Genomic DNA, 22,539 nt, shown 5'->3' on the forward strand with positions numbered 1-22,539 from the left:
TATTATATCATAATGATTTAAATATGTTTATTTTGATGAGAGATTAAATGCTAAAGATTTGAATTTATTTTTAGCTTTCTAGGAAAAATAAGGGCAAGTATCTTGTGCTTTTAGTTAAATTTTTATTTTAGTAGTTTTTTGGTAAATCTTTGTTGTTTAGAGTCGTGTAAATTTTTTCGTTTTTTAAGAAGATTTTATTTAGATATAGCCGTTTAGATTCTAGGTAGATATTTTACAAAAAAAGCCTATTTGAGTTTATTAAGCTCAAACAAGCTTTTTTTATTTAGGGTTTAGGATAAACAAAAATACTTTCTCGCTCCACGATAATATTTTCTTTATCATCAGTTGCATAAGCTACGATCTTTAAAGGTATGATCGTATCTTGATCAAGGTTTTGGCTTAAATTTTGCGTGGCTTCAAGAACAACTATTTGTTTTGATTTGCCCCCAGCCTTTAAAGTAAATGGCTTACTTGGTTTTGTGATTTTTAATCCACCATCTATATCCTTTAAGCTCACATCAAAATAATAAGTATGTTCTTTGTTATCTGTATTTTGAAACAAAAAGATATAAGCGTTATTAACTTTACCATCTTTGCTGACATTGTAGAGTTCACTGCTTCTATTGATATTTAAAAGCATATGTTCTTTTTTTGTGCTTACAAAGGATAAGATAAGAACGAGTATAAATAAAACCACAAAATACGCTACGGTTCTAAACCTAAAATAATGCACCTTATTTTTTGTTTGAAGAGCCTTAGAGCTTGTCCAGTTTATAAGACTTGGTCGGTTAAATTTAGCTTGGATATGAGAACAAGCATCAGCACATTCAAGACAATTTATACATTCAAGTTGCATGCCTCTTCTTATATCAATATGCGTTGGACAAACATGCACACAGGCTTCACAGCCTATACATTCGCCCTCAGGAGGCTTTTTCCATAATTTCACAGCACCATTAAAGATCTTTCCACCTCTTTGTTCATCATAAATAACTTGCACAGTATCATCATCAAACATGGTTGATTGTATTCTTGCATAAGGGCAAACATAGATGCAAAAATTCTCTTTCAAATAACAAATATCAAGAGTAAAAAGCAAGGAAGCGATGATCAAAATCCCCATAAATAAAGTATGTTCGCTTGGATTTTGTAAATAAACAAAAAATTGCTCAGGCGGGATAAAATACCAAAGTAGATTACTTACAGCCAAAAAAGCAAGTATATAAAATATCAAAATAGCAAGAATTCTTTTTACAAAATTTCCTTTAATTTGCTTTTGTTTATTTTTTATACCACTATAAATTTTAAGAAGTTTTGTTTGAATGAGATCTCTATAAATCACTCTAAATATAGTCTGAGGACAGGTCCAAGCACACCAAATTCTTCCTCCTAAAGTAGTGATGAGAAAAATACTTAAAAAAAGTCCTATAAGCACAAAAGGCATGAGGTAAAGTTCTTGTGTATCAAAAGAAACAAAGAGTAGATTGAGTTTTTTATCAACAAAGCTCAAAAGAAAGAAATGATTTCCATTGATCCTAATGAAAGGTAAGATAAAGGCGATACAAGTTACCAAGATATAGGTGTAATATCGCTTTTTTGTAAAATCAGTAATACAAGTATGCATTTCAAAACTCCTATGTATTTGATAAAATAATCCTAATTATAACTTAAAAAATAAGAAATTTATCATAAAAATAACATTTTTATGATAGAATACCCCTTTTCAAATCATAAAAAGAAAGGTGGTGAGGATAGTGCCAGGAATTAAGGTGCATCCAAACGAAAGTTTTGACGAAGCGTATCGTAAGTTTAAAAAGCAAGTTGATAGAAATCTTGTTGTAACTGAGGTTAGGGCAAGAAGATTTTTTGAGCCTATGACTGAAATTCGTAAAAAACAAAAAATTTCAGCACGCAAGAAAATACTCAAAAGACTTTACATGCTTAGGCGTTATGAGTCAAAACTCTAACATTTTCAAAGAAAGGTCTTTTGACTTTTCTTTGCTCTTGTAAAATTCTTCATTGTATCACATTTGCTTGATTTAGAGGAGGAGAAAACATAAAAAGCTGTTTTGGTTCAATCCCTACGAAAAACTCAAGCACGCAGCGCACAAGCCCTACTCTGTCATGAATATCAACATTTGGATTTTCATAAGTTCCCAAGCATTCATCTGTATTTAAAAGCAAGGATCTTATCTGCATAGCACCAGAAGTTGTGGGTATGAGCTGAAAAATCGTCTCAAACTCGCCACTCTCATAATCTTTCTTACAATCCTTAAGCACCATAAAACCACTAGGCGCGATACTTAAGCACATATTTGGCTGAGCCACAACTACAAATTGAGCATAACCAAAGGGAAAAGAGTTAGCAAATTTATCAACTTTTTTGATCTTAGGATCATTTCCAAGCTCTTTTAAAAACCAATTTTGGTAGTTAAACTGCTTTGCACCTCGGTTTAGATTGATAGCTAAGCCGGTATTTACATTGCGGATTTGAAAGCTATCTGTTACATTTTCACCCACACTTTCAGCAAAAGCTGTTACAAAAAATAACAAAATAAAAGCTAAAATTTTCATTAATTATCTCCAAATTTTCTAAAATTTACAGGAAAGTGATCAGATACTAAATGCGTGCGTAAATTTGCTAGCATAAGTACAGCTACAAGTGCTGTTTCTGCGATACCACCTGCTGAATTTCCAACAATAGCCCAATCAAGCGTTCCTCCACTTCTTTGAGTTGCTGCACCTGGTGCTAAAACCGTTATACGAATGCGTGTTTCAAGGCTTAAAGCTTCTCTTACGCTTTCTGGCGAGCGGTTAAAATCTCCCATAATCGTCCAAGTGATATTTGGCATATTTCTAAAACGATTAAAAACTGAATTTACAATAGCTGGTGCATCAACTCCTCCATTTGCAAGTGCGTGGATATTAAAAAATACATCATTTCCTATACGAATACCGATGATAGGGCGAGAAACAACGCTTGGTGGTGGTAAAATGATGATCTCTTCAGCCCTAATACGAGAAACGATAGCTAAATTCACACGATTTGCTCCTGTGTCAATCTGTGAGAAATACACATACACTTCAAAAGGACGCGACATGCTACCAAGTTGCCATCTATGTTCAGTTACTATAGTGCCACCTTGGTTAAGCGATCTGCCTGTTGGCTGTGCTGAGCTTGGTAAATTTCCTGCTTCTTGTATGGCTAAGATATCGGCTGGGTTTTCTCCACTGATGATTTGACGCACGCTAATATTCCATTTAGACTCCGTTGCGGCTGAACTTCCTTGTAAATTCCAAGTTGCAAGCTTGAAATCCTCGGGCTTTGCTAAGATAAAACCTGACATAATGATCAATAATACTAAAATTCTTTGCATCTTAACTCCTTATTCAAACAAGCTTGAAGTAAGTGGTGGAGGTAGTAAATACCACTGCTGATCTATGCTATTATCGCATTTTGAGCTTAAATTTATCGCTCCAAAATCATCGCCATTAAATACATCACTAATCGGTGTTTGTAAGCATGAATTAGTAGCTTTATTATAAATTTGCACCGCACCATTTGTCATAGGACGAAGTGTGAATTTTTGATATACATTGTTGATATTGCACGGAGAATGGATTACGCCGTTTTTATAGGTATTTATGCAAGTTGTCCGAGTAGCGAAATTGAGGATCATCACTTCATCATTAGGAAGCAAAATAAGTCGCCAAATTCTGTATCCACCAAGATCTGCACTATTGTTTAAAGAATATCCCCAAAGCCAATTACCAGGAGCTGTCGCCCATATCGTGATAAGCACGCCATTTGCACCCATTATCACCATAAAATCGCTCGTTCTATCAAATAAATCAGGTGGCACGCCTTGAACGCTAATTTTTGGCATATTTTGTCTTGCACTTGTTAAAAGTGGCTTGCTAGAAGAGCGAATAAGAGGCTTTTTTGTATAAATTTCTTTCATTAGAGGTAGGGTTTGGGTTTGTAGTTTTGATTGTGATTTTATGGGTCTTGGATTTTTAAAACTTTTGCTTGGTGGAGTTGGGGTACTACCAAGACTTAGTGGATCGCTATCATTTGGACTTCCAAAAGCTGTATCCAGAGGGTTTGTTTCTAAAGAGCTTTGATTTGTTTGTGTTGTGGATTTTAAACTACAAGCGCTGATTATAAACGAAAATATTGTAAAAACTACCACCAAAATAAGCTGAATTTTATATCGCATACCTTTCCTTTTGGATTATTTGTATTCATTATATACTTTTAGCTTTTTAAAAGTGCTTAAAAAATAATACTAATTGCTTAAATATAAATTTATAACAATACTAAAAATTTAGTCTTTAAAGTCTGTTATATCTTTAAAAAATATTTGCAAATTAGTATCAAAATGTAAATTTTTCAAAAAACTTTGTATTTTTTAAAATCTACTCTTGACTTAGAGTTGCTCTCATTTTTTATAATTACAAAAGTGAAAATTTTTTACTTTCGTTTTTTGCAAATTTCAACTTAAAAGGAGAAAAGATGAGTTCAAGAAGAGAGTTTTTAAAAACTTCAGCCCTTGTGGCTATAGCTTTAGGCGGTGGATTGCTAGCATTTGGTGCGAAATTTAGTCCCTCAAATATGCCAAAAAGAAAGCTTGGAGGTAAAAATGGCTTAGAAGTTTCTGCTCTTGGTTTTGGTGTCATGGGAATGACTTATAATAGGGGTGCGTTACCTGATAAAAAAGCTATGATAAGGCTTTTACATCAATGTGTTGATTATGGGATCACGCTTTTTGATACGGCTGAAATTTATGGTCCTCATACAAATGAAGCCCTTGCAGGAGAGGCTTTAAGCTCATATAAGGATAAAATTTGCGTTACAACAAAATTTGGTCATAAAATCATAAATGGCGTCTATCACAAAGGCGAGGTGGATTCACGCCCTGATACGATAAAAAGGGTTTGTGATGAGAGTTTAAAAAGGCTTAAAAGAGATTATATAGATATGTTTTATCAACACAGATTTGATCCAAAAGTGCCTATTGAAGAGGTTGCTGGAACTGTAAAAGATCTTATAAAAGCTGGAAAAGTTAGGCATTTTGGAGTTTGTGAGCTTAATGCAGCCACTATAGAAAAAGCAAATAAAGAACAAAAAATCACAGCCGTTCAAAGCGAATACCACTTGATGTGGCGTGGTGTAGAAAAGGATATTTTTCCTACGCTTGAAAGACTTGATATAGGCTTTGTGCCTTATAGTCCTTTAAATCGTGGCTTTTTAAGCGGTAAGATTACTAGTGAAAGGAAATTTGATCCTAAAAATGACAATAGAGGCGAGTTACCAAGATTTACCCCTGAGGCTTTAAAAGCAAATTACAAAATCATAGAAGTTTTAAAGGAATTTAGACAAAGCAAAAAGGCTTCTGAGGCTCAAATAGCCCTTGCTTATTTGCTTGCTAAAAAGCCTTACATAGTGCCAATTCCAGGAACTACTAAGCTAGAACATTTAGAAGAAAATTTAGGGGCTTTAAGTATAAATTTAAGTCAAAAAGAGCTTTCAAGCTTAGAACAAGCTATAGATAAAATAGAAATCGTAGGTGATCGCTATCCTGCGAGCTTACAAAAACAAGTTGGTTTTTAATGATTTCAAGACGCAAATTTTTAAATTTAAGCCTTAGTGCGGCGATTGTTGGAGCTAATATGAGTTTAAATGCAAAGGAAAATAAAGAAGAAAGCTTGCTTAAAGGGGTCAGTGATATACATATTCACGCAGCTCCTGATAGCAAAGAAAGACTAAGTAACGAACTTGCCATAGCCAAAGAGGCAAAAGAAGCAGGCTATAAAAGCATTTGTTTTAAGTCAAATGATTTTAGTTGCCATGATAGAGCCTTTATCATCAATGAAATTTTAGGCAAGAGTGATTTTAAATGCTTTGGTAGCCTTGTTTTAAACTACACCACAGGAGATAAGCTCAATGTCTTTGCTGTAGAAAAAGCCCTTGCCACAACGGGTGGGTTTTGCCGTCAAATTTGGCTACCTACAGCAGCGGCTGCTTATCAAGAAAAAATGCACAAAACAGGACGCAAGGGCATAGCTGTGCTTGATGAGCATGAAAAGCCTCTTAAAGAGAGTATGCAAATTTTGCATCTTTGTAAAGACGCAAACATAGCCCTTGCAAGTGGGCATTGCTCGCCTAGGGAAAGTTTGATTTTGGCTGAATATGCAAAAAAGATAAAATTTGAAAAATTTATCATCACACATGCAAATTCTCTTATTTGGACTATGAGCAAGGATAAGATCAAAAAGGCTTGTGATTTGGGAGCTTGGGTTGAGTATTGTGTGCTTACAAATTTTTGGGGCAAAGGCACTTCATTAAGCGAGTATGAAACTATGAGCTGGCAAGAGTTTAGCTCTTTTGCTAAAATTTATCCTCAAAGAAGCTTTATAAGCACTGATTTAGGACAAGTGGGTCTTACTCACCCTATAAAAGCGATGAAACAAAGCATTATCAAGCTTAAAGAAAATGGTTTAAGTCATAATGATATAGACTTGCTTGTTAAGAAAAATCCAGCTTTTTTAATGGGAATTTAAGGGAGAAAAGATGAAAAAGCTTATTGAAATTTTAGGAATTTTAGTTTGCGTTATGGGTGTAAATTTAAATGCAAAGGAAGAAATCATGCTTACAAAAATTTCAAAAATCACCATAAAATGCGAATTTTTAGACGAGTATAGGGATATTTTGCTAAGAACTAGCTCTAAGGCTGTGCAAACTGAACCGGGCGTTTTGATACTTTATGCTATGCAAGATAGCAAAAATCCTTGCGAGTTTAATATCATAGAAGCATATAAAGATGAGCAAAGCTATAAAAGCCACTTACAAACACCGCATTTTAAAGAATACAAACAAAGCACCTTGCACATGGTAGAAAAGCTTGAGTTTATCCCTTATGTGCCTTTAAATCCTAAAATGTTTTTGAGTAAGGAATTTTAAGGCTTTGGATTTAAAAAGTGGGGCAAAAACAAGCTATTTTTAAGCTTTTTGTGAAATTTGTTCCACTTTAATGTATTTATTAATTTATCTTAGATATTTTTGCGTTATATTGCACTTTTAAATACGCAAAATAAGGACATATAAAATGCCACGACCAAGCAATAAAACCGAACTTATAGAAGCTAGCACACTTGAATATAATAAGCTTATGAGCTTTATCGATAAATTAGATAAAAATACGCAAATTTCGCCCTTTACTTACCCAAATGCTAAAAATGTGCGTGATAAAAATATCCGTGATGTGCTTATTCATCTGCACGAATGGCACAATCTGCTTTTAAATTTCGTGAAAAATAACCTCGCTCAAACGAGCCAAAATACACCCTTTTTTCCAGAGGGCTATAATTGGCGCACCTATGCTAAGCTAAATTTAGTCTTTCACGAAAAACACCAAAATACAAGCTTAGATTTAAGTAAAAGGCTTTTAGAGCAAAGTCATAAAGCCGTGCTTGCTATGCTTGAACTTATAAATGAGGACGAACTTTTTAGCAAAGGCACATTTAAATGGTGTAAAGGCACGGCTTTAGGTAGTTATTTTATCTCATCTCTTAGCTCGCATTATATTTGGGCATTAAAGAGCATTAAAACAGGATTTAAGCCACCAAAATTTGCTAGCAAATCAAAAGCATAGATATTTTTAAATTTTTCCCAACATTTCTTTACGATGAAAAAATTTTAATTTTTATAGCAAATTTATAGAAATTTTTTAAATTTACCCTTGACTTAGAGTTGCTCTCATTTTTTATAATTACAGAATGAAAACGAAAATTTTTTATTTTCGTTTTTTAAATTTTAGTTCAAAAGGAGCAAAAATGCAAAATTCAAGAAGAGAGTTTTTAAGCAAGGCTGCAAAAACTGCAGCAGTTTTTAGTCTCTTAAGTGCAGGAGTGAGCATGGCAAAGGAAAATGAAAAAATTTCTTTAAAGCAAAGCAAAAAACTACCCCTAAGAAGCTTAGGAAAAAAGCTTAAGGTAAGTGCTTTAGGGCTTGGTTGTATGGGCATGAGTCATGGACATGGACCAGCCCGTCCGATACCTGAGATGATAAAGCTTATAAGACAGGCTTATGATATGGGCGTTACTTATTTTGATACAGCTGAAATTTATGGACCGCACACAAATGAAGAGCTTGTGGGAGAAGCTTTAAAGCCGCTTCGATCAAAGGTTATCATAGGCACTAAATTTGGACTTTATTATCCCTTTGGCAAACAGCACCAAGACTCAAGCAAAAAGGCGATTTTAAGAGCTGTTGATGGGAGTTTAAAAAGGCTTAAAACCGATTATATCGATCTTTATACCCAGCACAGAGTTGATCCTGATACTCCTATAGAAGAAGTAGCTGATACTATGCGTGAGCTTGTAAAAATGGGTAAAATTCGCTTCTGGGGGCTTAGCGAAGCAGGGGCTAAGACCATAGAAAGAGCGCATAAGGAATTTCCTCTAACAGCTGTTCAAAGTCAGTATTCTATAAGCTTTAGAGAGCATGAAAATGATGGAGTGATTGATACTTGCAAAAGGCTAGGCATAGGCTTTGTGGCTTATTCTCCACTTGATAGAGGGCTTTTAACCGGGGTGATGACGCCTGATTTTAAATTTGCACCCGGCGATATGCGTTTAGCCTTTCCAAGATACACTCCAGCTGCACTTGAAAAAAATCAAGAAATAGTAGCCTTTTTAGCCCAGCTTGCAAAGGAAAAAAATGCGACTATCACACAAGTTGCTCTTGCTTGGCTTTTGGCTCAAAATGAACATTTAATGCCTATACCAGAAACAACAAATCCTAAGCATTTGCTAGAAAACCTAGGTGCTGTGAATGTGAAATTTAGCCAAAATGAGCTAAAAAACATAGATGAAGCTGTAAGAAAGATCCCTATCGTTGGAGAGCGTTTTGCTCCGGGAAGTGATGCGGCAAACAGCGTTGGACTTTAAGATGAAAAGAAGGGAATTTTTAAAAACAGGTGCAAAACTAGGTGCTGTCTTAACAGCTTTAAATTTGGGCTTTAGCGAACTTTTAGCTAAGCCTAGCACAAAAATAAAGGAAATAACAATGAATTTAACAAAAATCGCAAAAGAAAATTTTGAGCGCCTTTTTGGCAAGCAAACACCGCCTTTAGCCAAAACAGATCCTGAGTTTTTTGAAAGATATGTGAATTTTGCCTTTGATGAGAGCTTGAAATTTAGCTCAAAGCTAGAAGAAAAACAAAGACTTATGCTTGTTTTAGGGGCTTTAATAGCAAGCGGAGGGCTTAGTGAATTTAAGATCATGTTAAAAGCAAGCTTAAATGCTGGGGTTAAGCCTGAGGAGGTGCAAGAAATCCTTTATCAAAGCACGCCTTATGTTGGCATGGGCAAGGCTTTAGAGTTTATCTTGGCTAGTAATGAGATCTTTAAAGAGCTTAAAATAGCCCTGCCACTTGCACCTAGAGCTAATACCACCCTAGAAAATAGGCAAGAAAAGGGGCTTGAAATTCAGCGTAAATTTTTTGGCTCTGCCATAGATAAGGGCAATGCTGCTGCGCCAAATGATGAAAAGCACATAAGAGCCTTTTTATCTGCACATTGCTTTGGGGATTTTTATACAAGAGGTGGGCTTGAGCTTAAATTTAGAGAGCTTTTGACCTTTGTCTTTGTAAGTGCTTTAGGAGGAGCTGACGCTCAGGTAAAAGCCCATGTAGCAGGGAATTTAAACATAGGAAATGATAGAAGCATCTTACTTGCTACCATCACAACACTTATCCCTTACATAGGCTATCCAAGAAGCTTAAACGCCCTTGCAGCACTTAATGAGCTAAGCAAGGCTAAGGCTTAGGTTTGTGTTAAAAAATCTTTACTAGAAATTTGTTTGTTTGAAAGATCCCTAAATTTTTAAATTTAAGGATCTTTTTAAAGAAAAAAAACTTTATTTTATACTTAAAAAAAATCCAAATAATGAAAAATCACAGCTTAGAAATATATACATAAAAAAACTTAAAAAAAACTAAATATTTTTTGTGAAACATCAAAGCTTAAAGTATGGTATATTCGAGCTTTTAACAAAATATCACATTGTGAAATGGCTGTGAATAAAATCAAAAAATTTCTTTTCTTAAAAGGACTAAAAAAATTATTTTTTTGTTTGTAAGATAAGTTTTTTATGAGCTTGATTAAGTAAAATGTGATACAATTACCATGTACTAAAGATCTTTAAGTCTTTAAATTTTAAATCAAAAAGGAATGTGAATGAAAAAAACCCTTTGTTCTTTAGTTTTGGTAAGTAGCGTTTTATCTAGCGTTGCTTTTGCTGAAAATGATGGCTTTTTTGTTGGTGGTGGCTTGGGCTGGGCTTCGAGCAAGGTTGAAAAAAATGGTAACGATGTTACAGGGAATGACTTAAACCTTCATGGTATTTTGGGTTTTAAGCAGTTTTTTGATGAAAATTTTGGTGTTCGTGTTTATGGAAATCTGTATTATAATAGCATGAGTGATATGCCTTCTTATGTAGGAACTTACTATAATATCGGTGCAAATGTTGATGCCCTTTATAATTTTATCAATCAAGGCTCAAGCTCTTATGGTGTTTTTGGTGGTATAAATTTAGGCTTTACTTTTTGGAATGATACCGGCTTTGATACTTCCCTAAATTTTGGAGGTAGAGCGGTTTTTAATGAGGTGCATTCTGCTGAGCTTGCTTTTAGAGTTCCTCTTCAAAGCCATGACTTAAATGATCGTGGCTTAAAAGGCAAGCAGACTTTTAACACTATGTTAAGATATGTTTATAGTCTTTATTGAAATGAAAAAAGAGTTAGTTTTCTAACTCTTTGCTTTTGATCATGAAAAGGGCTTTTGATTTTTGCTTACGATTTTTACTCTTTCTTAATCTTTTTTATTTTTCCCATGCGGATCAAACGCATGTAAATTCTAATTTATCTTCTCAACAAGATATTTTTGAACTTTCTTTGATCATGACAGGAGATGCCTTGCTCCATAGTCGTGTTTATAAGGACGCAAAAATATCAAAAGATGGTCGAGTAAGTTATGACTTTTCTCCTATGTTAAGGTTTTTAAAGCCTTTGATTAAAGAGCATGATCTGGCTTTTTATAATCAAGAAAGCGTTTTAGGGGGCAAGGAGCTTGGACTTAGTACTTATCCAAATTTTAATTCCCCACAAGAATTTGGTTTAAATATGCTTGAACTTGGTTTTAATCTTGTATCTTTAGCCAATAATCATAGTTTTGATCGCAAAGAAGAGGCTTTGTTGAGTTCTTTACGATTTTGGCAAAAAACAAATGCTGTTTTTGCTGGAGTAAATAAAAATTTAAGAGAAAGTAGGAAAAATAAAATTTATACTAAAAATGGTATAAAATATGCTTTTTTGGCTTATACTTATGGTTTAAATTCTTATGAACTTCCCAAAGAGCAAGCTTTTTTGATCAATATTTATAGTAAGGAAAGATTAAAACAAGATATACAAGCATTGCGATCCGAGGTTGATTTACTCATCGTTTCTATGCATTGGGGAAAAGAATATGTTTTTACTCCAACAAAAGAGCAAAAGGATCTTGCTTTCTTTTTGGCAGAGCAAGGAGTTGACATTGTTATAGGGACACACCCTCATGTCTTACAGCCTATTGAGATGATAAATGATACTTTGGTGGTGTATTCTTTAGGAAATTTTCTTTCTTCTCAAATCGGCTTAGAGCGAAGAATAGGTGCTTTAGTAAGTTTAAAGATTACGAAAAAACCACAAGAAAAAATTAAAATGAGCGATCTTAAAGCCGAACTTACTTATGTGCATTATGATGAAGATGGAGATAAATTTACAAATTTTATAGTGTATCCTTTTTCTTTGCTTAATGAAGAAATTTTGCCTCATCATCAAGAGATCAAAGATCAGTATTTACGCATTCTTTTTAAGGATTTTCAAGAAGAAAAAAGTGGTTTGGAATAATTTTTCCAAACCAAAAATTCAAAAGCTATAAGTATAGCGAAGTCCTACAGCATAAGGTGTTTGGATTTTTTCATCGCTGTATGGCGATATTTGCGTGCTATCATCTGGCTTTCCAAGTTTAACTCCTGTTAGACCAAATCTTGAGAAGAGCTCAACACCATGTTTTTGTGCATAGTTTAGTCTTAAACCAAAATTAATCCCCAAATCAAGCCCCTGTCCATCAGGTCCATCAATACGCTTTAATTTTTCCTCATTCATCGCATAATCAAGACTTAAACCGCCAAAAACTCCATATTCAAGATCATTACTTTGTAAAAAATTATAAAGTGCATCTACATTTAATCCAAGATCAAATCTTTGAATTTGCGAGTTATTGCTACCCTTTGTGTATTTTGTTCCTGTATCAAGATTAAGATAATATCTTGCACCAAATTCTTCAGTAAAAAACTGCTTATAACCACCAACAAGACCAAATCTATAGGCATTAAATCCGCTTGTATCCCCTGCTTTTATAGAGCCATAGGCTGTATTTGCACCGATAAAAAAGCCTGCTTCTTCAGCAAAAGCTGTGCAACTAAGTAAGCTTGAAGCCAAGATCACGCTACTAGCTATTTTTTTCATCATATTCCTTTCATTAAGATTTTTATCCATTATATCTATTTTTTGCGAATACTCAGTAAGTTTTGATCAATTTGTTGTAGTGTTTTTTAGTTAAAACCAAGCTTTTTTAGTTTTGGTGGTATAGTGGCTAAACAATACGCCTGAGTTGGATTTTTGGTAAAAAAATGTTGATGATATTCTTCAGCCTTTGTGTAAAGAGGAAGTTTTGCTACCTGAGTAAGGATTGGTTGAGGAAATTTGATTTGGATATTTTGGATAAAATTTAATATCAAATCTCTATCTTGCACATTTTCAAAAAAGATAGCAGATCGGTATTGAACCCCTACATCAGCACCCTGTCTATCAAGGCTAGTTGGATCATGAATTTTAAAAAAAATATCTAAAATTTCTTCAAGTTTGATGATATGTTCATCATAGTTTATGCGAACCACCTCGATACTTCCATCACCCATGCAAACGCTTTGATAGGTGGGATTTGGTGTATTTCCTACATAGCCTACCTCAGTAACAAGCCCTAAAACACGCTCAAAAACAGCTTCTATACACCAAAAACAGCCACCACCAAGAAAAATTTGTTTCAAATTATCCCTTAAAATTAGCAACCGCTTTTTGTAAAATCTCTTCAGCAGCCTTAATATCTTTGAAATCTTGCACCTTAACCCATTTATTTGGCTCTAGGATTTTATAAGTTTCAAAGAAATTTTTGATTTTATTCAGTGTAGCTTGTGGTAAATCGGTGTAAGACTTGATATTGTCATATCTTGGATCAACCTTACTTGTAGGCACGGCTAAAAGTTTTTCGTCCATTCCGCTTTCATCTTCCATGATCAAAACGCCGATCAAACGGCATGGAATCACTGCTCCTGCTTGGATAGGATATTCATTTAAAACCAAAATATCCACAGGATCGCCATCATCAGCCAAAGTGTTTGCGATGAAGCCATAATTTGCCGGATAAAACATCGCACTAGCCATAACGCGATCCACCATGATAGCACCACTTTCTTTATCAAGCTCATATTTTATACTCGAGCCATAAGGGATTTCGATCACTGCGTTGATTTTGTTTGGGATTTCTCCTATTTTGATTTTGCTTAAATTCATTTTTTATCCTTTCGATTTGATTTTGTTGATTAAAGCCCTCATGTCCATGACGATTTCTTCTATACTTCTTTCGCCATTGATGACAAAATGCAAATTCTTGCTCTCATAAAATTTAATGATAGCTTCTAAAGGCTCAAGATAGACCCCCATTCTGTTATTAAAAACCTCTTCATTATCATCAGCCCCGCGGTTTCGTCCTAAAACCCTGTCTCTAGCCACTTGCTCGCTTACTTTAACCTCAATCACGCCCTTTAAGCAAACCTCATTTTGCTCGCTTAAAACCTTATCAAAGGCTTGCATTTGCTCAACGCTTCTTGGATAGCCATCGATGATAATATTTTGTGTGGGAGCGTTTTTAATCGCCGTTACTATGGTATCTACGACGACATTTAAAGGCACTAAATTTCCCTTTGAGATGAAGCTATCGATAAGCTTTCCAAGTTCGGTTTTGCGTGCTACTTCTTCTCTTAACAAATCGCCGGTAGAATAATGCGTAACGCTATCATCTTCCTTTGCGATAATGCTTGCGTCGGTAGTCTTGCCACTTCCAGGCGCTCCTATAATCAAAAACAAATCTTTCATTTTACTTTCTCCCTTAATTTTAATCCAAGCTCCCTCATCGCTTCGCTACTTGGCGCACTTGGTGCTTGCGTCATCAAGCACTGTGCTCTTTGTGTCTTTGGAAAGGCGATAACATCTCTTATGCTACTTGATTTAGTAACCAGCATGATAAGCCTATCAAGTCCTATGGCAATGCCTCCGTGAGGTGGTGCTCCAAAGCTTAGAGCATCAAGCAAGAAGCCAAATTTTTCTCTTTGTGCGACTTCGTCGATATTAAGAAGTCTAAAGACTTTTTGTTGAATCTCATCTTTGTGAATTCTTATACTCCCACCACCAAGTTCTATACCGTTAAGCACGACATCATAAGCTATAGAGCTGATTTCTTCTAGGTCGCTTTCATCGATATTTTTAGGCATGGTAAAAGGATGGTGCATAGCAGAAAAACTGCCATCATCATTTCTTTCAAACATAGGAAAATCAACAACCCAAAGAAATTCTAAAGCCTCTTCATCGATGATTTGAAGCTCTTGTGCTAGGAAAATCCTAAATCTTCCCATATAATCAAGCACGGTTTTCTTAACCCCAGCCCCAAAAAACACAACATCACCAAGCTCAAGCGAACATCTTTGACTAAGTTCTTTTAGATCTTCTTCGCTAAAGAATTTACAAAGCGGTCCTTTAAGCCCATCTTCTTTAACCTGTATGAAAGCAAGCCCTGCAGCACCAAATTTACGCACAAATTCTTCAAATCTTTGCATTTGTCTTTTTGAAAAAATGGTATCGCCTTTTGGCACGCGAATAGCCTTAATGCGGTTTTTACGAGTATCTTTAGCAATGTTTGCAAAAATTTCATTATTTGAGCGTGCAAAAATATCTATAACATCGACAAATTTAAGATCAAATCTTAAATCAGGCTTATCAGAGCCGTAATTTTCCATAGCTTCCTTATAAGTCATTTGACGAAATGGGGTTTGAATTTCTTTTCCGCAGGCTTTGAAAATATCTTTTAAAAAGGTCTCGGCAACTTTCATCACATCTTTTTGCTCGCAAAAGCTCATTTCAACATCAATTTGCGTAAATTCAGGTTGACGATCCGCCCTTAAATCCTCATCTCTAAAGCATTTTGCGATTTGAAAATACCTGTCAAATCCCGCACACATTAAAAGCTGTTTAAAAAGCTGTGGGCTTTGTGGTAGAGCGTAAAACTCACCTTGATGCACACGAGATGGCACTAAATAATCCCTAGCACCCTCAGGAGTAGCCTTTGTTAAAATAGGTGTTTCAACCTCTAAAAATCCCATATTTGCAAGCGAATTTCTAGCTGCTATACAAGCCTTTGAACGCAGAGCAAAATTATCATAAAGCTTGTTTGAGCGAAGATCTAAAAAGCGGTATTTAAGCCTTAGTTCTTCATTAACACTTTCATCATTGATACCAAAAGGCACGACAGCACTTTCATTTTCGATGATCAAAGTATGCACGACAACTTCAATTTCGCCTGTTTTAAGCTTAGGATTTACTAGTCCCTCGCCTCTTGGACGAATTTTACCCTTGGCTATCAAAACAAATTCATTACGAACTAAGGAGGCTACTTCATGAGCTTTTGTACTATCTTTTGGATCGCAAACTAGTTGTATCAGCCCACTTCTGTCCCTTAAATCAATAAAAATCACGCCACCATGATCGCGGTAAGAGTTTGCCCAACCGCAAAGCGTTACCTCTTCGCCTACATTTTTGAGGCTTAAATCTGTGTTATAATGTGTTCTCAAATTCTATCCCTTTGAAAAAATTAAGGGAAATTATAATATTTTTTTCCTTTTGCTTTGCTAATAATTTGATATAATTTTTTTATGAAAACACCGCTTAATTATAAAAACATTAAAAAAATAGGGCTTGTTTCAAGACAAAATTCAAATTTAGATGAAGAAATTTTGTTTTTAAAAGATATTTTTGAGCAAAAAAATATAGAATTATTGCTTGAAAAAACAAGCTCAAAAACGATAAATTTAGCCAAATTTGAGCTTGAGGAACTTTTTGTACAAAGTGATTTTGTGATTTCTTTGGGAGGAGATGGCACTTTGATTTCACTTTGTAGAAAAGCTTGTGAGTATAATAAGGCTTTGCTTGGTATAAATGCTGGAAATTTAGGCTTTTTAACAGATTTTAAAACAAGTGAAGCAAGAGCTTTTTTTGATGATTTTTTTGAGGGTAAATTTAGGATAGAAAAGCCTTTTTTACTCGAGGTTAATTTTATTTTAAAAGATGGACAAAGCTTGAGTAAAACAGCCTTTAACGATGTTGTTTTTTTTAGAAATTCGCAAAAATCCATGGCTCATATCGAGGTTCTTAGAAACTCAAGCGTGTTTAACGAATATTCAGGAGATGGCCTTGTAATAGCCTCGCCTGCTGGCTCAACAGCTTATAATCTTAGTGCAAATGGACCTATTGTTTATACCTTGGCTGAGGTTTTTATACTCACGCCTGTTTGTTCGCACTCGCTTACTCAGCGTCCTGTGGTACTGCCACGCGGTTTTGAGCTTGAAGTAAGGACTAAGGATTGTCTTATTTGCATTGATGGGCAGGAAAATTTCAAAAGTGGCGATTTTGAGAGTATTAAAATCAAATTAAGCGATAAAAGCGTAAGTCTCATACATCCTCAAAATAGGGATTATTTTCAAATTTTAAAAGAAAAATTGCACTGGGGAAAATGATGATACGAACGATTTTTATAAGAGAAAATGTGAGTTTTAAAAAGGCTGAGCTTGAGCTTGAAAAGGGACTTGTTGTTTTTACAGGGCTTAGCGGAGCTGGCAAATCGGTGCTTTTTAAAGGAATTTTAAGTGCTTTTGGACTTTGTGATAGTGAGGCTAAATTTGTAGAGCTTGTGCTTGATGATAAGCTTGATATGCAAGAATTTGGCATAGAAGAAGATGATGAAAATGTTTTTAAGATGCTTAAAGAAAAAAGTGCGAAGTATTTTATCAACAACCAAAATATAAATAAAAAAAGCTTACAAACGCTTTCAAAAAGCTTTGTTAAATACCTTTCAGCTAAGGAAAATAATGAATTTTCCAATGAGAGATTTTTAAATTTGCTTGATAGTTTGGAAGCAAAGAAAGATAAAAATTTCTTAGACTTTAAGCTTGAGTTTGAAAAGCTTTTTAAAGACTTTAAAGAGTGTGAAAATGAGCTTTTAAAGCTCAAAGAAGAAGAAAGAAAAATTGAGGAGCTAAAAGAGCTTGCTACTATGCAAATAGAAAAAATCAGCTCTATAAATCCAAAAGTAGGCGAATACGAAGAGCTAATGAGCCTTAAAAAAAAGCTTTCCAAAAAAGACAAGATAGAAGAAGCTTGGGCTAGGGCTGGAGCTATTTTTGAGCTTGAAAAAGCTGTGATTGATGCGCTAAATTTAAGCGAAGTGGATAGCACTTTTTTTGAAGAAGCGTTAAATGAGCTTAGGGTAGTGGCTGAAAAGCAAAGCTTTGATGAGCTTGATTTTGACATAGAAGCTGTGCTTGATAGGATAGAAAAGCTTTCTTTTATCATAAACCGCTATGAAAGCGTGGAAAATGCTTTGCAAATTTTAGACGAAAAGAAAAAAGAGCTTGAGCATTATGAAAATTTAAGTTTTGAAAAAAAAGAGCTTGAGAAAAATTTTACTAAATTTAAAGAAAAACTCGAAGAAATGGCTACAAAGCTTAGTCAAAAAAGAAAGGCAAATTTAAGCGAGCTTGAGAGCTTGCTTAGCTCTTATCTTAAAAATCTTTATATGAAAGATGTCAATTTAAGCCTTTCAAAGCTTGATGAAATCACAAATTTAGGGCAAGATGAGCTTGTTTTAAATATCAATGAAGCAAGCCTTAAAAAACTTAGCTCAGGCGAGCTAAATCGCTTAAGACTTGCTTTTATCGCCACTGAATGCTTTATTTTAAACGAGGGCAAGGGGATTATTTTTCTTGATGAAATTGATGCGAATTTAAGCGGAAAAGAAGCAATGAGCATAGCCAAGGTTTTAAACGAGCTTGCTAAATTTTATCAAATCTTTGCCATTTCGCACCTACCACAACTTTCATCTCAGGCTAAAAATCACTTTTTGGTCGAAAAGATAAATGGCGAAAGTAGGGTTAGAAGGCTTGAAAAAGACGAACGCATAAAAGAGCTTGCAAGAATGATCAGCGGAGAACAGATCAGTGATGAAGCTGTCGAGTTTGCAAAAACTTTACTTGAGTATTAAGCAAAATAAAACTTAAGTTATGATATAATTTCAACTTTGAAATTTACAGAAATAGAGAGTTTATTTACAATGAAAGAAAAGATTTTAGTCGTTGATGATAATAAAATGCTATGCAAATTGCTTGCAAAAAAAATTTCAAATTCTTTAAAACTTGAGGTTGAGATCGCTTTTTCTTTCGAGGAGGCTAAGACTTTGATTGAAGAAGAGCATTTTTTTATGTGTTTTGTTGATCTTTGTTTGCCTGATGCGCCTCATGGGGAAATTGTTGATTTTGTATTAGGAAAGTCTTTGCCTAGCGTAGTTTTAACAGCTATGAATGATGAAAAAATAAGACAAAATTTTGTCAGCAAGGATATTTTAGATTATATCTTTAAGGAAAGTGATACTTGTATTGATGAGATTATCGCTGTAGCTGAAAATTTGATCACCTTTCAAAAAAGAAAGGTGATCTTAGCCATGAGCAAGCTTCCTGAAAGAAATGAAGTGAAAAGAAATTTAAGTCTAAGACTTTTTAATGTTTTAGTAGCAGCTCATGGAGAAGAAGCTTTAAATTATCTTGAAGATAATGTTGATACAGGCTTGATTATATGTGATGCAAATATGCCTGTAGTTGATGGGATAGGTGTTTTAGAAGCTGTGCGTTCAAAATATGCCAAAACTGAAATAGGCGTCATACTTTTAGGAGAAAAAAATGATGCCCAGGAGAGCAAGGCTTTGAGAATTGGGGCAAATGATTTTATCATCAAGCCTTTTAGTAAAGAACTTTTTAATGCAAGATTAAATAAGGTTTTAAAGGATATGAAAGACTTGCAATTAATCAGCTCTTTAACAGATCTTGATTCGCTTAGCGGGCTTAAAAATTCTAATGCATTGATGTCTGAGTTAAAGGATTATTTGCGTGAAATTCAAGATAGAGATGAAGAATTTGCTCTTGCTTTCTTAGATATTGATAACTTAGGAAGCATTAATGAAGAATACGGCTTTGATGTTGGAAACGAACTCATTAAAACAAGTGCGAAAATTATCACTAATAATATCAAAGGCAAAGATCTTGCAGGACATTTTGATTCGACTAAAATTTGTATTTTATTAAAAAATATTAGCAATGAAAAAGCCTTAAAGATTTTTTCTCTTATTCGTGTTGAAATCAAACAAAATAGTATATTAGTAGCACTTGATGAGCTTTTTTATACGGCAAGTATAGGTGTTTGTTTTGGCAAAAGCAAAGATGATATTAATGTTTTGATGAAAAAGGCTGATGATGCTTTAAAATTAGCGAAGAACAACGGAAAAGATAGGGTTGAGGTATGCTTTTAGATCTTGATTTTAAAGATGAAGCTAAGATCATAGACACTCATTGTCATTTAGATGATGAGAGCTTTTGTGGGGATTTAAATGTTATCCTAGAGCATTCTTTCAAAAATAATATCAGCAAGATCATAATCCCAGCTGCTAATACGGCTGATTTGCCAAAAGCTCTTGAAATTTGTGAAAGATATGAAAATATCTATTTTGCAGTAGGCACACACCCTTGCGTGCTTGAAAGCTTTGATGAAGCACTTTTAAGAAAACTTATTGTGCATGAAAAGTGCGTGGCTGTGGGGGAGTGCGGGCTTGATTATTTTCGTTTAGAAAATGAAAATAAAGAGCAGATAAAGCAAAGGCAAAAAGAGCTTTTTAAATTCCAACTTGAGCTTGCAAGGGAGTTTGAAAAGCCCGTGATTATCCACGCACGCGAGGCAAATGCGGATATTTTTGAAATCTTAAATGAATTTATCAAAAAAACAGGTTCATCTTATAGACAGGGTAGTGGATTTGGCGTTTTGCATTGTTTTAATGCAAGCGAACTTTTGCTAGGTTTAAAGGAACATTTTTATTTTGGAATCGGTGGAGTTTTGACCTTTAAAAATGCTAAAAATTTAGTCCAAATTCTGCCAAAAATTCCAAAAGATAAGCTTTTGATTGAAACTGATGCCCCTTATCTTAGTCCTGAGCCTTTTAGAGGTAAAAGAAATGAGCCTCTTTTAACAAATTTTGTAGCTCAAAAGATGGCTGAGCTTTTATCCTTGTCTAAAGATGAGGTCATAGAGCTTTGCACTCAAAATGCGAATGAATTATTTTTTAAGGATTGATTTGATGAAAAAAAGTATGATAGTTTTTCTGATATTTGTCCAATTTTTAGTGGCAAATTCTTTTTCTCCAGAATATTATGAAAGACAGATGAAGATATTAAGAAGTTTGGATATTGAGCCAAGTTTTATAGGCGATCTTAATTTCATAGAAAGTAGGGATAATTTAAAAAAATTATATTCATCAGTTCTTAGGCATTCGGTTAATGGATTTTATGAGTTTATTCCTATGATTAAAATGATTATAAAAGAAGAGGATTTACCGGCTGAGTTTTTATATCTTGCTATGGTAGAATCAGGTCTTAAAGCACATAGTGTTTCAAATGCAAAAGCTGTAGGGGTATGGCAGTTTATGCAGCCAACCGCACAAAGTTTAGGATTAAGAGTTGATCCTTATGTTGATGAAAGACGCGATCCTTTTAAGTCAAGTATAGCAGCAGCAAATTATCTTAAGGGTCTTAAAAATGAATTTGGTAAGTGGTATTTAGCTATCTTGGCTTATAATTGCGGTAGTGGAAAACTAAGCAAAGCCATTAAGGAAGCAGGTAGTGATGAGCTTCATGTTCTTCTTGATGAGGAGGCTAAGTATATACCTCTTGAAACGAGGCTTTTTATCAAGAAAATTCTTACTCTTGCTTTTTTAGCTAGTGATAAGGATTTTAATTTAGGTGGCGATGCTTCTTTTGTAAATCATACTTTAAGCAGTGATTTTACAAGGGTTGAAGTTCCTTCAAGTGTAGCTTTGAAAGATTTAGCAAAAATGGCTGATTTGAGTTTAGGAGATTTAAAATACTACAATCCACAATTTAAACATGATTTTACTCCGCCTGATAAAGATTATTATATGTATATCCCTGTGTCAAAATCTTTAGCTTTTGAGCAAAATTATAATCCAAGCAAACTGACAAAGGTTGATACAAGGTTACCTCAAACAAAAATTTATATTGTCAAATCAGGCGATTCTTTATATTCTATAGCTAAAAAACATGGTATAAGCATTGCACAAATTCGAAAATATAATAAAATTAAAAAAGATCATCTCGCTCTTAAACAAAAACTTATCTTACCGATTGCAAATAAGGAGTATAAATATGCAAATTCTAAGCAAACAAAAAAATCTACTAAGGTTGTTAGTCGCTAGTTTTGGTGCGATTTTAATCAGTGCTTGCACAACAACAAAAAGTCAGCCAACGACTTATTATCCGGGTAATGATTTTAAAAGTACGCCAAATAATTCTAAAAATTTAAAAGGCACAATGAAGCCTTACACCATAAACGGAAAGACCTATTATCCAACCGTTGTGGAGGTTGGCGAGACAGCTGATGGGATTGCTAGCTGGTATGGACCCGGCTTTCATGGTAAAAAAACAAGCAATGGAGAAACTTATAATCAAAACGCTTTTACAGCAGCACATAAAACCTTACCAATGAATACGATTTTAAAGGTTACAAATTTAAACAATAACAGGCAAACTACCGTTCGTATCAATGATAGAGGTCCTTTTGTTGATAATAGAATTATCGATTTATCCAAAGCAGCAGCTACTCAAATAGATATGGTAACTTCAGGCACAGCACCTGTTCGTCTTGAGGTTATCGGTTTTGGTACAAGTAATACCGATCTAAGCTCATCAAATAGCAATCAAATCGTTCATCAAAATGTAAATTTAGGAAGTAGCGGTGAAATAGTTGATAATGGTCATATTTATGAGGGTGGAAATTTTATGGTGCAAATTGGTGCGTTTAGAAATGCTGAGGGTGCAAGAATAACGGCTGATAAATATAAAAATTATGGTGCATATTCATCAGTAGTAAGACAAAGCCCTAAAGATGGTTTAAATAGGGTATTTTTAACAGGGTTTAGAAGCGAGGCTGAAGCAAGAGACTTTGCTAGAAGTGGTGCATTTAGTGGGGCTTTTGTTGTTCGTGAGTAGGAAAT

General features: G+C 34.4%; 24 protein-coding genes. 15 read left to right on the plus strand and 9 right to left on the minus strand.

Going from position 1 to position 22,539, the window contains the following annotated elements:
• Positions 1-283 precede the first annotated feature (283 nt).
• Positions 284-1,624, minus strand: a complete 1,341-nt coding sequence (gene ccoG / locus DMB92_RS05730) for a cytochrome c oxidase accessory protein CcoG (protein WP_142682099.1) — start codon at positions 1,622-1,624, stop codon at positions 284-286.
• Between the two features lie 130 nt (positions 1,625-1,754).
• On the opposite strand from ccoG, the gene rpsU reads away from it, so the two are divergent.
• On the plus strand, positions 1,755-1,967 hold the full coding sequence (gene rpsU / locus DMB92_RS05735) for a 30S ribosomal protein S21 (RefSeq protein WP_142682100.1): 213 nt from the start codon (positions 1,755-1,757) through the stop codon (positions 1,965-1,967).
• Positions 1,968-2,016: 49 nt separating this feature from the next.
• Here the strand turns inward: rpsU and DMB92_RS05740 are convergent, their stop codons facing one another.
• The 3 genes from DMB92_RS05740 to DMB92_RS05750 are packed head-to-tail and all read right to left on the minus strand — an operon-like array spanning position 2,017 to position 4,220.
• Positions 2,017-2,574, minus strand: coding sequence for a toxin (locus DMB92_RS05740; RefSeq protein ID WP_142682101.1), 558 nt, complete (start codon positions 2,572-2,574; stop codon positions 2,017-2,019).
• The gene (locus DMB92_RS05745) at positions 2,574-3,377 is read right to left on the minus strand and encodes a cytolethal distending toxin subunit B family protein (protein WP_142682102.1); all 804 of its coding nucleotides are present in this window, start codon (positions 3,375-3,377) and stop codon (positions 2,574-2,576) included. The genes DMB92_RS05740 and DMB92_RS05745 overlap by 1 nt, the downstream gene beginning before the upstream one ends.
• Positions 3,378-3,386: 9 nt before the next feature.
• The gene (locus DMB92_RS05750) at positions 3,387-4,220 is read right to left on the minus strand and encodes a toxin (protein WP_142682103.1); all 834 of its coding nucleotides are present in this window, start codon (positions 4,218-4,220) and stop codon (positions 3,387-3,389) included.
• A gap of 296 nt (positions 4,221-4,516) precedes the next feature.
• Here DMB92_RS05750 and DMB92_RS05755 point away from each other — a divergent pair, with 296 nt between their 5' ends.
• The 8 genes from DMB92_RS05755 to DMB92_RS05790 all read left to right on the plus strand — a co-directional run bounded on the left by DMB92_RS05755 (position 4,517) and on the right by DMB92_RS05790 (position 11,951).
• The gene (locus DMB92_RS05755; protein ID WP_142682104.1) at positions 4,517-5,614 is read left to right on the plus strand and encodes an aldo/keto reductase; all 1,098 of its coding nucleotides are present in this window, start codon (positions 4,517-4,519) and stop codon (positions 5,612-5,614) included.
• Entirely contained in the window at positions 5,614-6,564 is a 951-nt protein-coding gene (locus DMB92_RS05760; RefSeq protein WP_185900169.1) for a DUF6282 family protein, read from the plus strand. Before DMB92_RS05755 ends, DMB92_RS05760 begins: the two co-directional genes overlap by 1 nt.
• 10 nt (positions 6,565-6,574) lie before the next feature.
• Entirely contained in the window at positions 6,575-6,964 is a 390-nt protein-coding gene (locus DMB92_RS05765; RefSeq protein WP_142682105.1) for a putative quinol monooxygenase, read from the plus strand.
• 145 nt (positions 6,965-7,109) lie between these two features.
• Positions 7,110-7,655, plus strand: a complete 546-nt coding sequence (locus DMB92_RS05770; protein WP_142682106.1) for a ClbS/DfsB family four-helix bundle protein — start codon at positions 7,110-7,112, stop codon at positions 7,653-7,655.
• Positions 7,656-7,836: 181 nt separating this feature from the next.
• Positions 7,837-8,952, plus strand: a complete 1,116-nt coding sequence (locus tag DMB92_RS05775) for an aldo/keto reductase (RefSeq protein WP_260604762.1) — start codon at positions 7,837-7,839, stop codon at positions 8,950-8,952.
• A gap of 1 nt (position 8,953) precedes the next feature.
• The gene (locus DMB92_RS05780; RefSeq protein ID WP_260604763.1) at positions 8,954-9,832 is read left to right on the plus strand and encodes a carboxymuconolactone decarboxylase family protein; all 879 of its coding nucleotides are present in this window, start codon (positions 8,954-8,956) and stop codon (positions 9,830-9,832) included.
• 410 nt (positions 9,833-10,242) lie between these two features.
• Positions 10,243-10,791 carry an outer membrane beta-barrel protein gene (locus tag DMB92_RS05785; protein ID WP_142682107.1) on the plus strand — a complete coding sequence of 183 codons (549 nt, stop codon included), beginning with the start codon at positions 10,243-10,245 and terminating at the stop codon, positions 10,789-10,791.
• Positions 10,792-10,832: 41 nt separating this feature from the next.
• The gene (locus DMB92_RS05790) at positions 10,833-11,951 is read left to right on the plus strand and encodes a CapA family protein (protein ID WP_142682108.1); all 1,119 of its coding nucleotides are present in this window, start codon (positions 10,833-10,835) and stop codon (positions 11,949-11,951) included.
• A gap of 18 nt (positions 11,952-11,969) precedes the next feature.
• Here DMB92_RS05790 and DMB92_RS05795 read toward each other — a convergent pair whose 3' ends face one another.
• From DMB92_RS05795 to aspS, 5 genes are all read right to left on the minus strand, one after another.
• Positions 11,970-12,572, minus strand: a complete 603-nt coding sequence (locus tag DMB92_RS05795) for an outer membrane beta-barrel protein (protein WP_185900170.1) — start codon at positions 12,570-12,572, stop codon at positions 11,970-11,972.
• Between the two features lie 86 nt (positions 12,573-12,658).
• The gene (msrA, locus tag DMB92_RS05800; RefSeq protein ID WP_142682110.1) at positions 12,659-13,153 is read right to left on the minus strand and encodes a peptide-methionine (S)-S-oxide reductase MsrA; all 495 of its coding nucleotides are present in this window, start codon (positions 13,151-13,153) and stop codon (positions 12,659-12,661) included.
• Between the two features lies 1 nt (position 13,154).
• Positions 13,155-13,676 (minus strand): inorganic diphosphatase, encoded by a 522-nt coding sequence (ppa, locus tag DMB92_RS05805; RefSeq protein ID WP_142682111.1) that lies wholly within the window; start codon positions 13,674-13,676, stop codon positions 13,155-13,157.
• A gap of 3 nt (positions 13,677-13,679) precedes the next feature.
• A complete protein-coding gene (locus DMB92_RS05810; RefSeq protein WP_142682112.1) occupies positions 13,680-14,258 on the minus strand; it encodes an adenylate kinase in 579 nt (192 codons plus the stop codon).
• Entirely contained in the window at positions 14,255-16,006 is a 1,752-nt protein-coding gene (gene aspS, locus DMB92_RS05815; protein ID WP_142682113.1) for an aspartate--tRNA ligase, read from the minus strand. The genes DMB92_RS05810 and aspS overlap by 4 nt, the downstream gene beginning before the upstream one ends.
• A gap of 81 nt (positions 16,007-16,087) precedes the next feature.
• On the opposite strand from aspS, the gene DMB92_RS05820 reads away from it, so the two are divergent.
• From DMB92_RS05820 to DMB92_RS05845, 6 genes are all read left to right on the plus strand, one after another.
• Positions 16,088-16,948 carry an NAD(+) kinase gene (locus tag DMB92_RS05820; protein WP_142682114.1) on the plus strand — a complete coding sequence of 287 codons (861 nt, stop codon included), beginning with the start codon at positions 16,088-16,090 and terminating at the stop codon, positions 16,946-16,948.
• Positions 16,948-18,471, plus strand: a complete 1,524-nt coding sequence (locus DMB92_RS05825; protein WP_142682115.1) for an AAA family ATPase — start codon at positions 16,948-16,950, stop codon at positions 18,469-18,471. The genes DMB92_RS05820 and DMB92_RS05825 overlap by 1 nt, the downstream gene beginning before the upstream one ends.
• A 69-nt stretch (positions 18,472-18,540) precedes the next feature.
• Positions 18,541-19,788, plus strand: a complete 1,248-nt coding sequence (locus DMB92_RS05830; protein ID WP_142682116.1) for a diguanylate cyclase domain-containing protein — start codon at positions 18,541-18,543, stop codon at positions 19,786-19,788.
• A complete protein-coding gene (locus tag DMB92_RS05835) occupies positions 19,779-20,603 on the plus strand; it encodes a TatD family hydrolase (RefSeq protein ID WP_142682117.1) in 825 nt (274 codons plus the stop codon). The genes DMB92_RS05830 and DMB92_RS05835 overlap by 10 nt, the downstream gene beginning before the upstream one ends.
• 4 nt (positions 20,604-20,607) lie before the next feature.
• On the plus strand, positions 20,608-21,741 hold the full coding sequence (locus DMB92_RS05840) for a lytic transglycosylase domain-containing protein (protein WP_142682118.1): 1,134 nt from the start codon (positions 20,608-20,610) through the stop codon (positions 21,739-21,741).
• Positions 21,692-22,534 (plus strand): septal ring lytic transglycosylase RlpA family protein, encoded by an 843-nt coding sequence (locus DMB92_RS05845; protein WP_142682119.1) that lies wholly within the window; start codon positions 21,692-21,694, stop codon positions 22,532-22,534. The genes DMB92_RS05840 and DMB92_RS05845 overlap by 50 nt, the downstream gene beginning before the upstream one ends.
• Positions 22,535-22,539 lie beyond the last annotated feature (5 nt).

The organism is Campylobacter sp. MIT 99-7217, from assembly GCF_006864365.1.
Classification (GTDB): Bacteria; Campylobacterota; Campylobacteria; order Campylobacterales; family Campylobacteraceae; genus Campylobacter_D.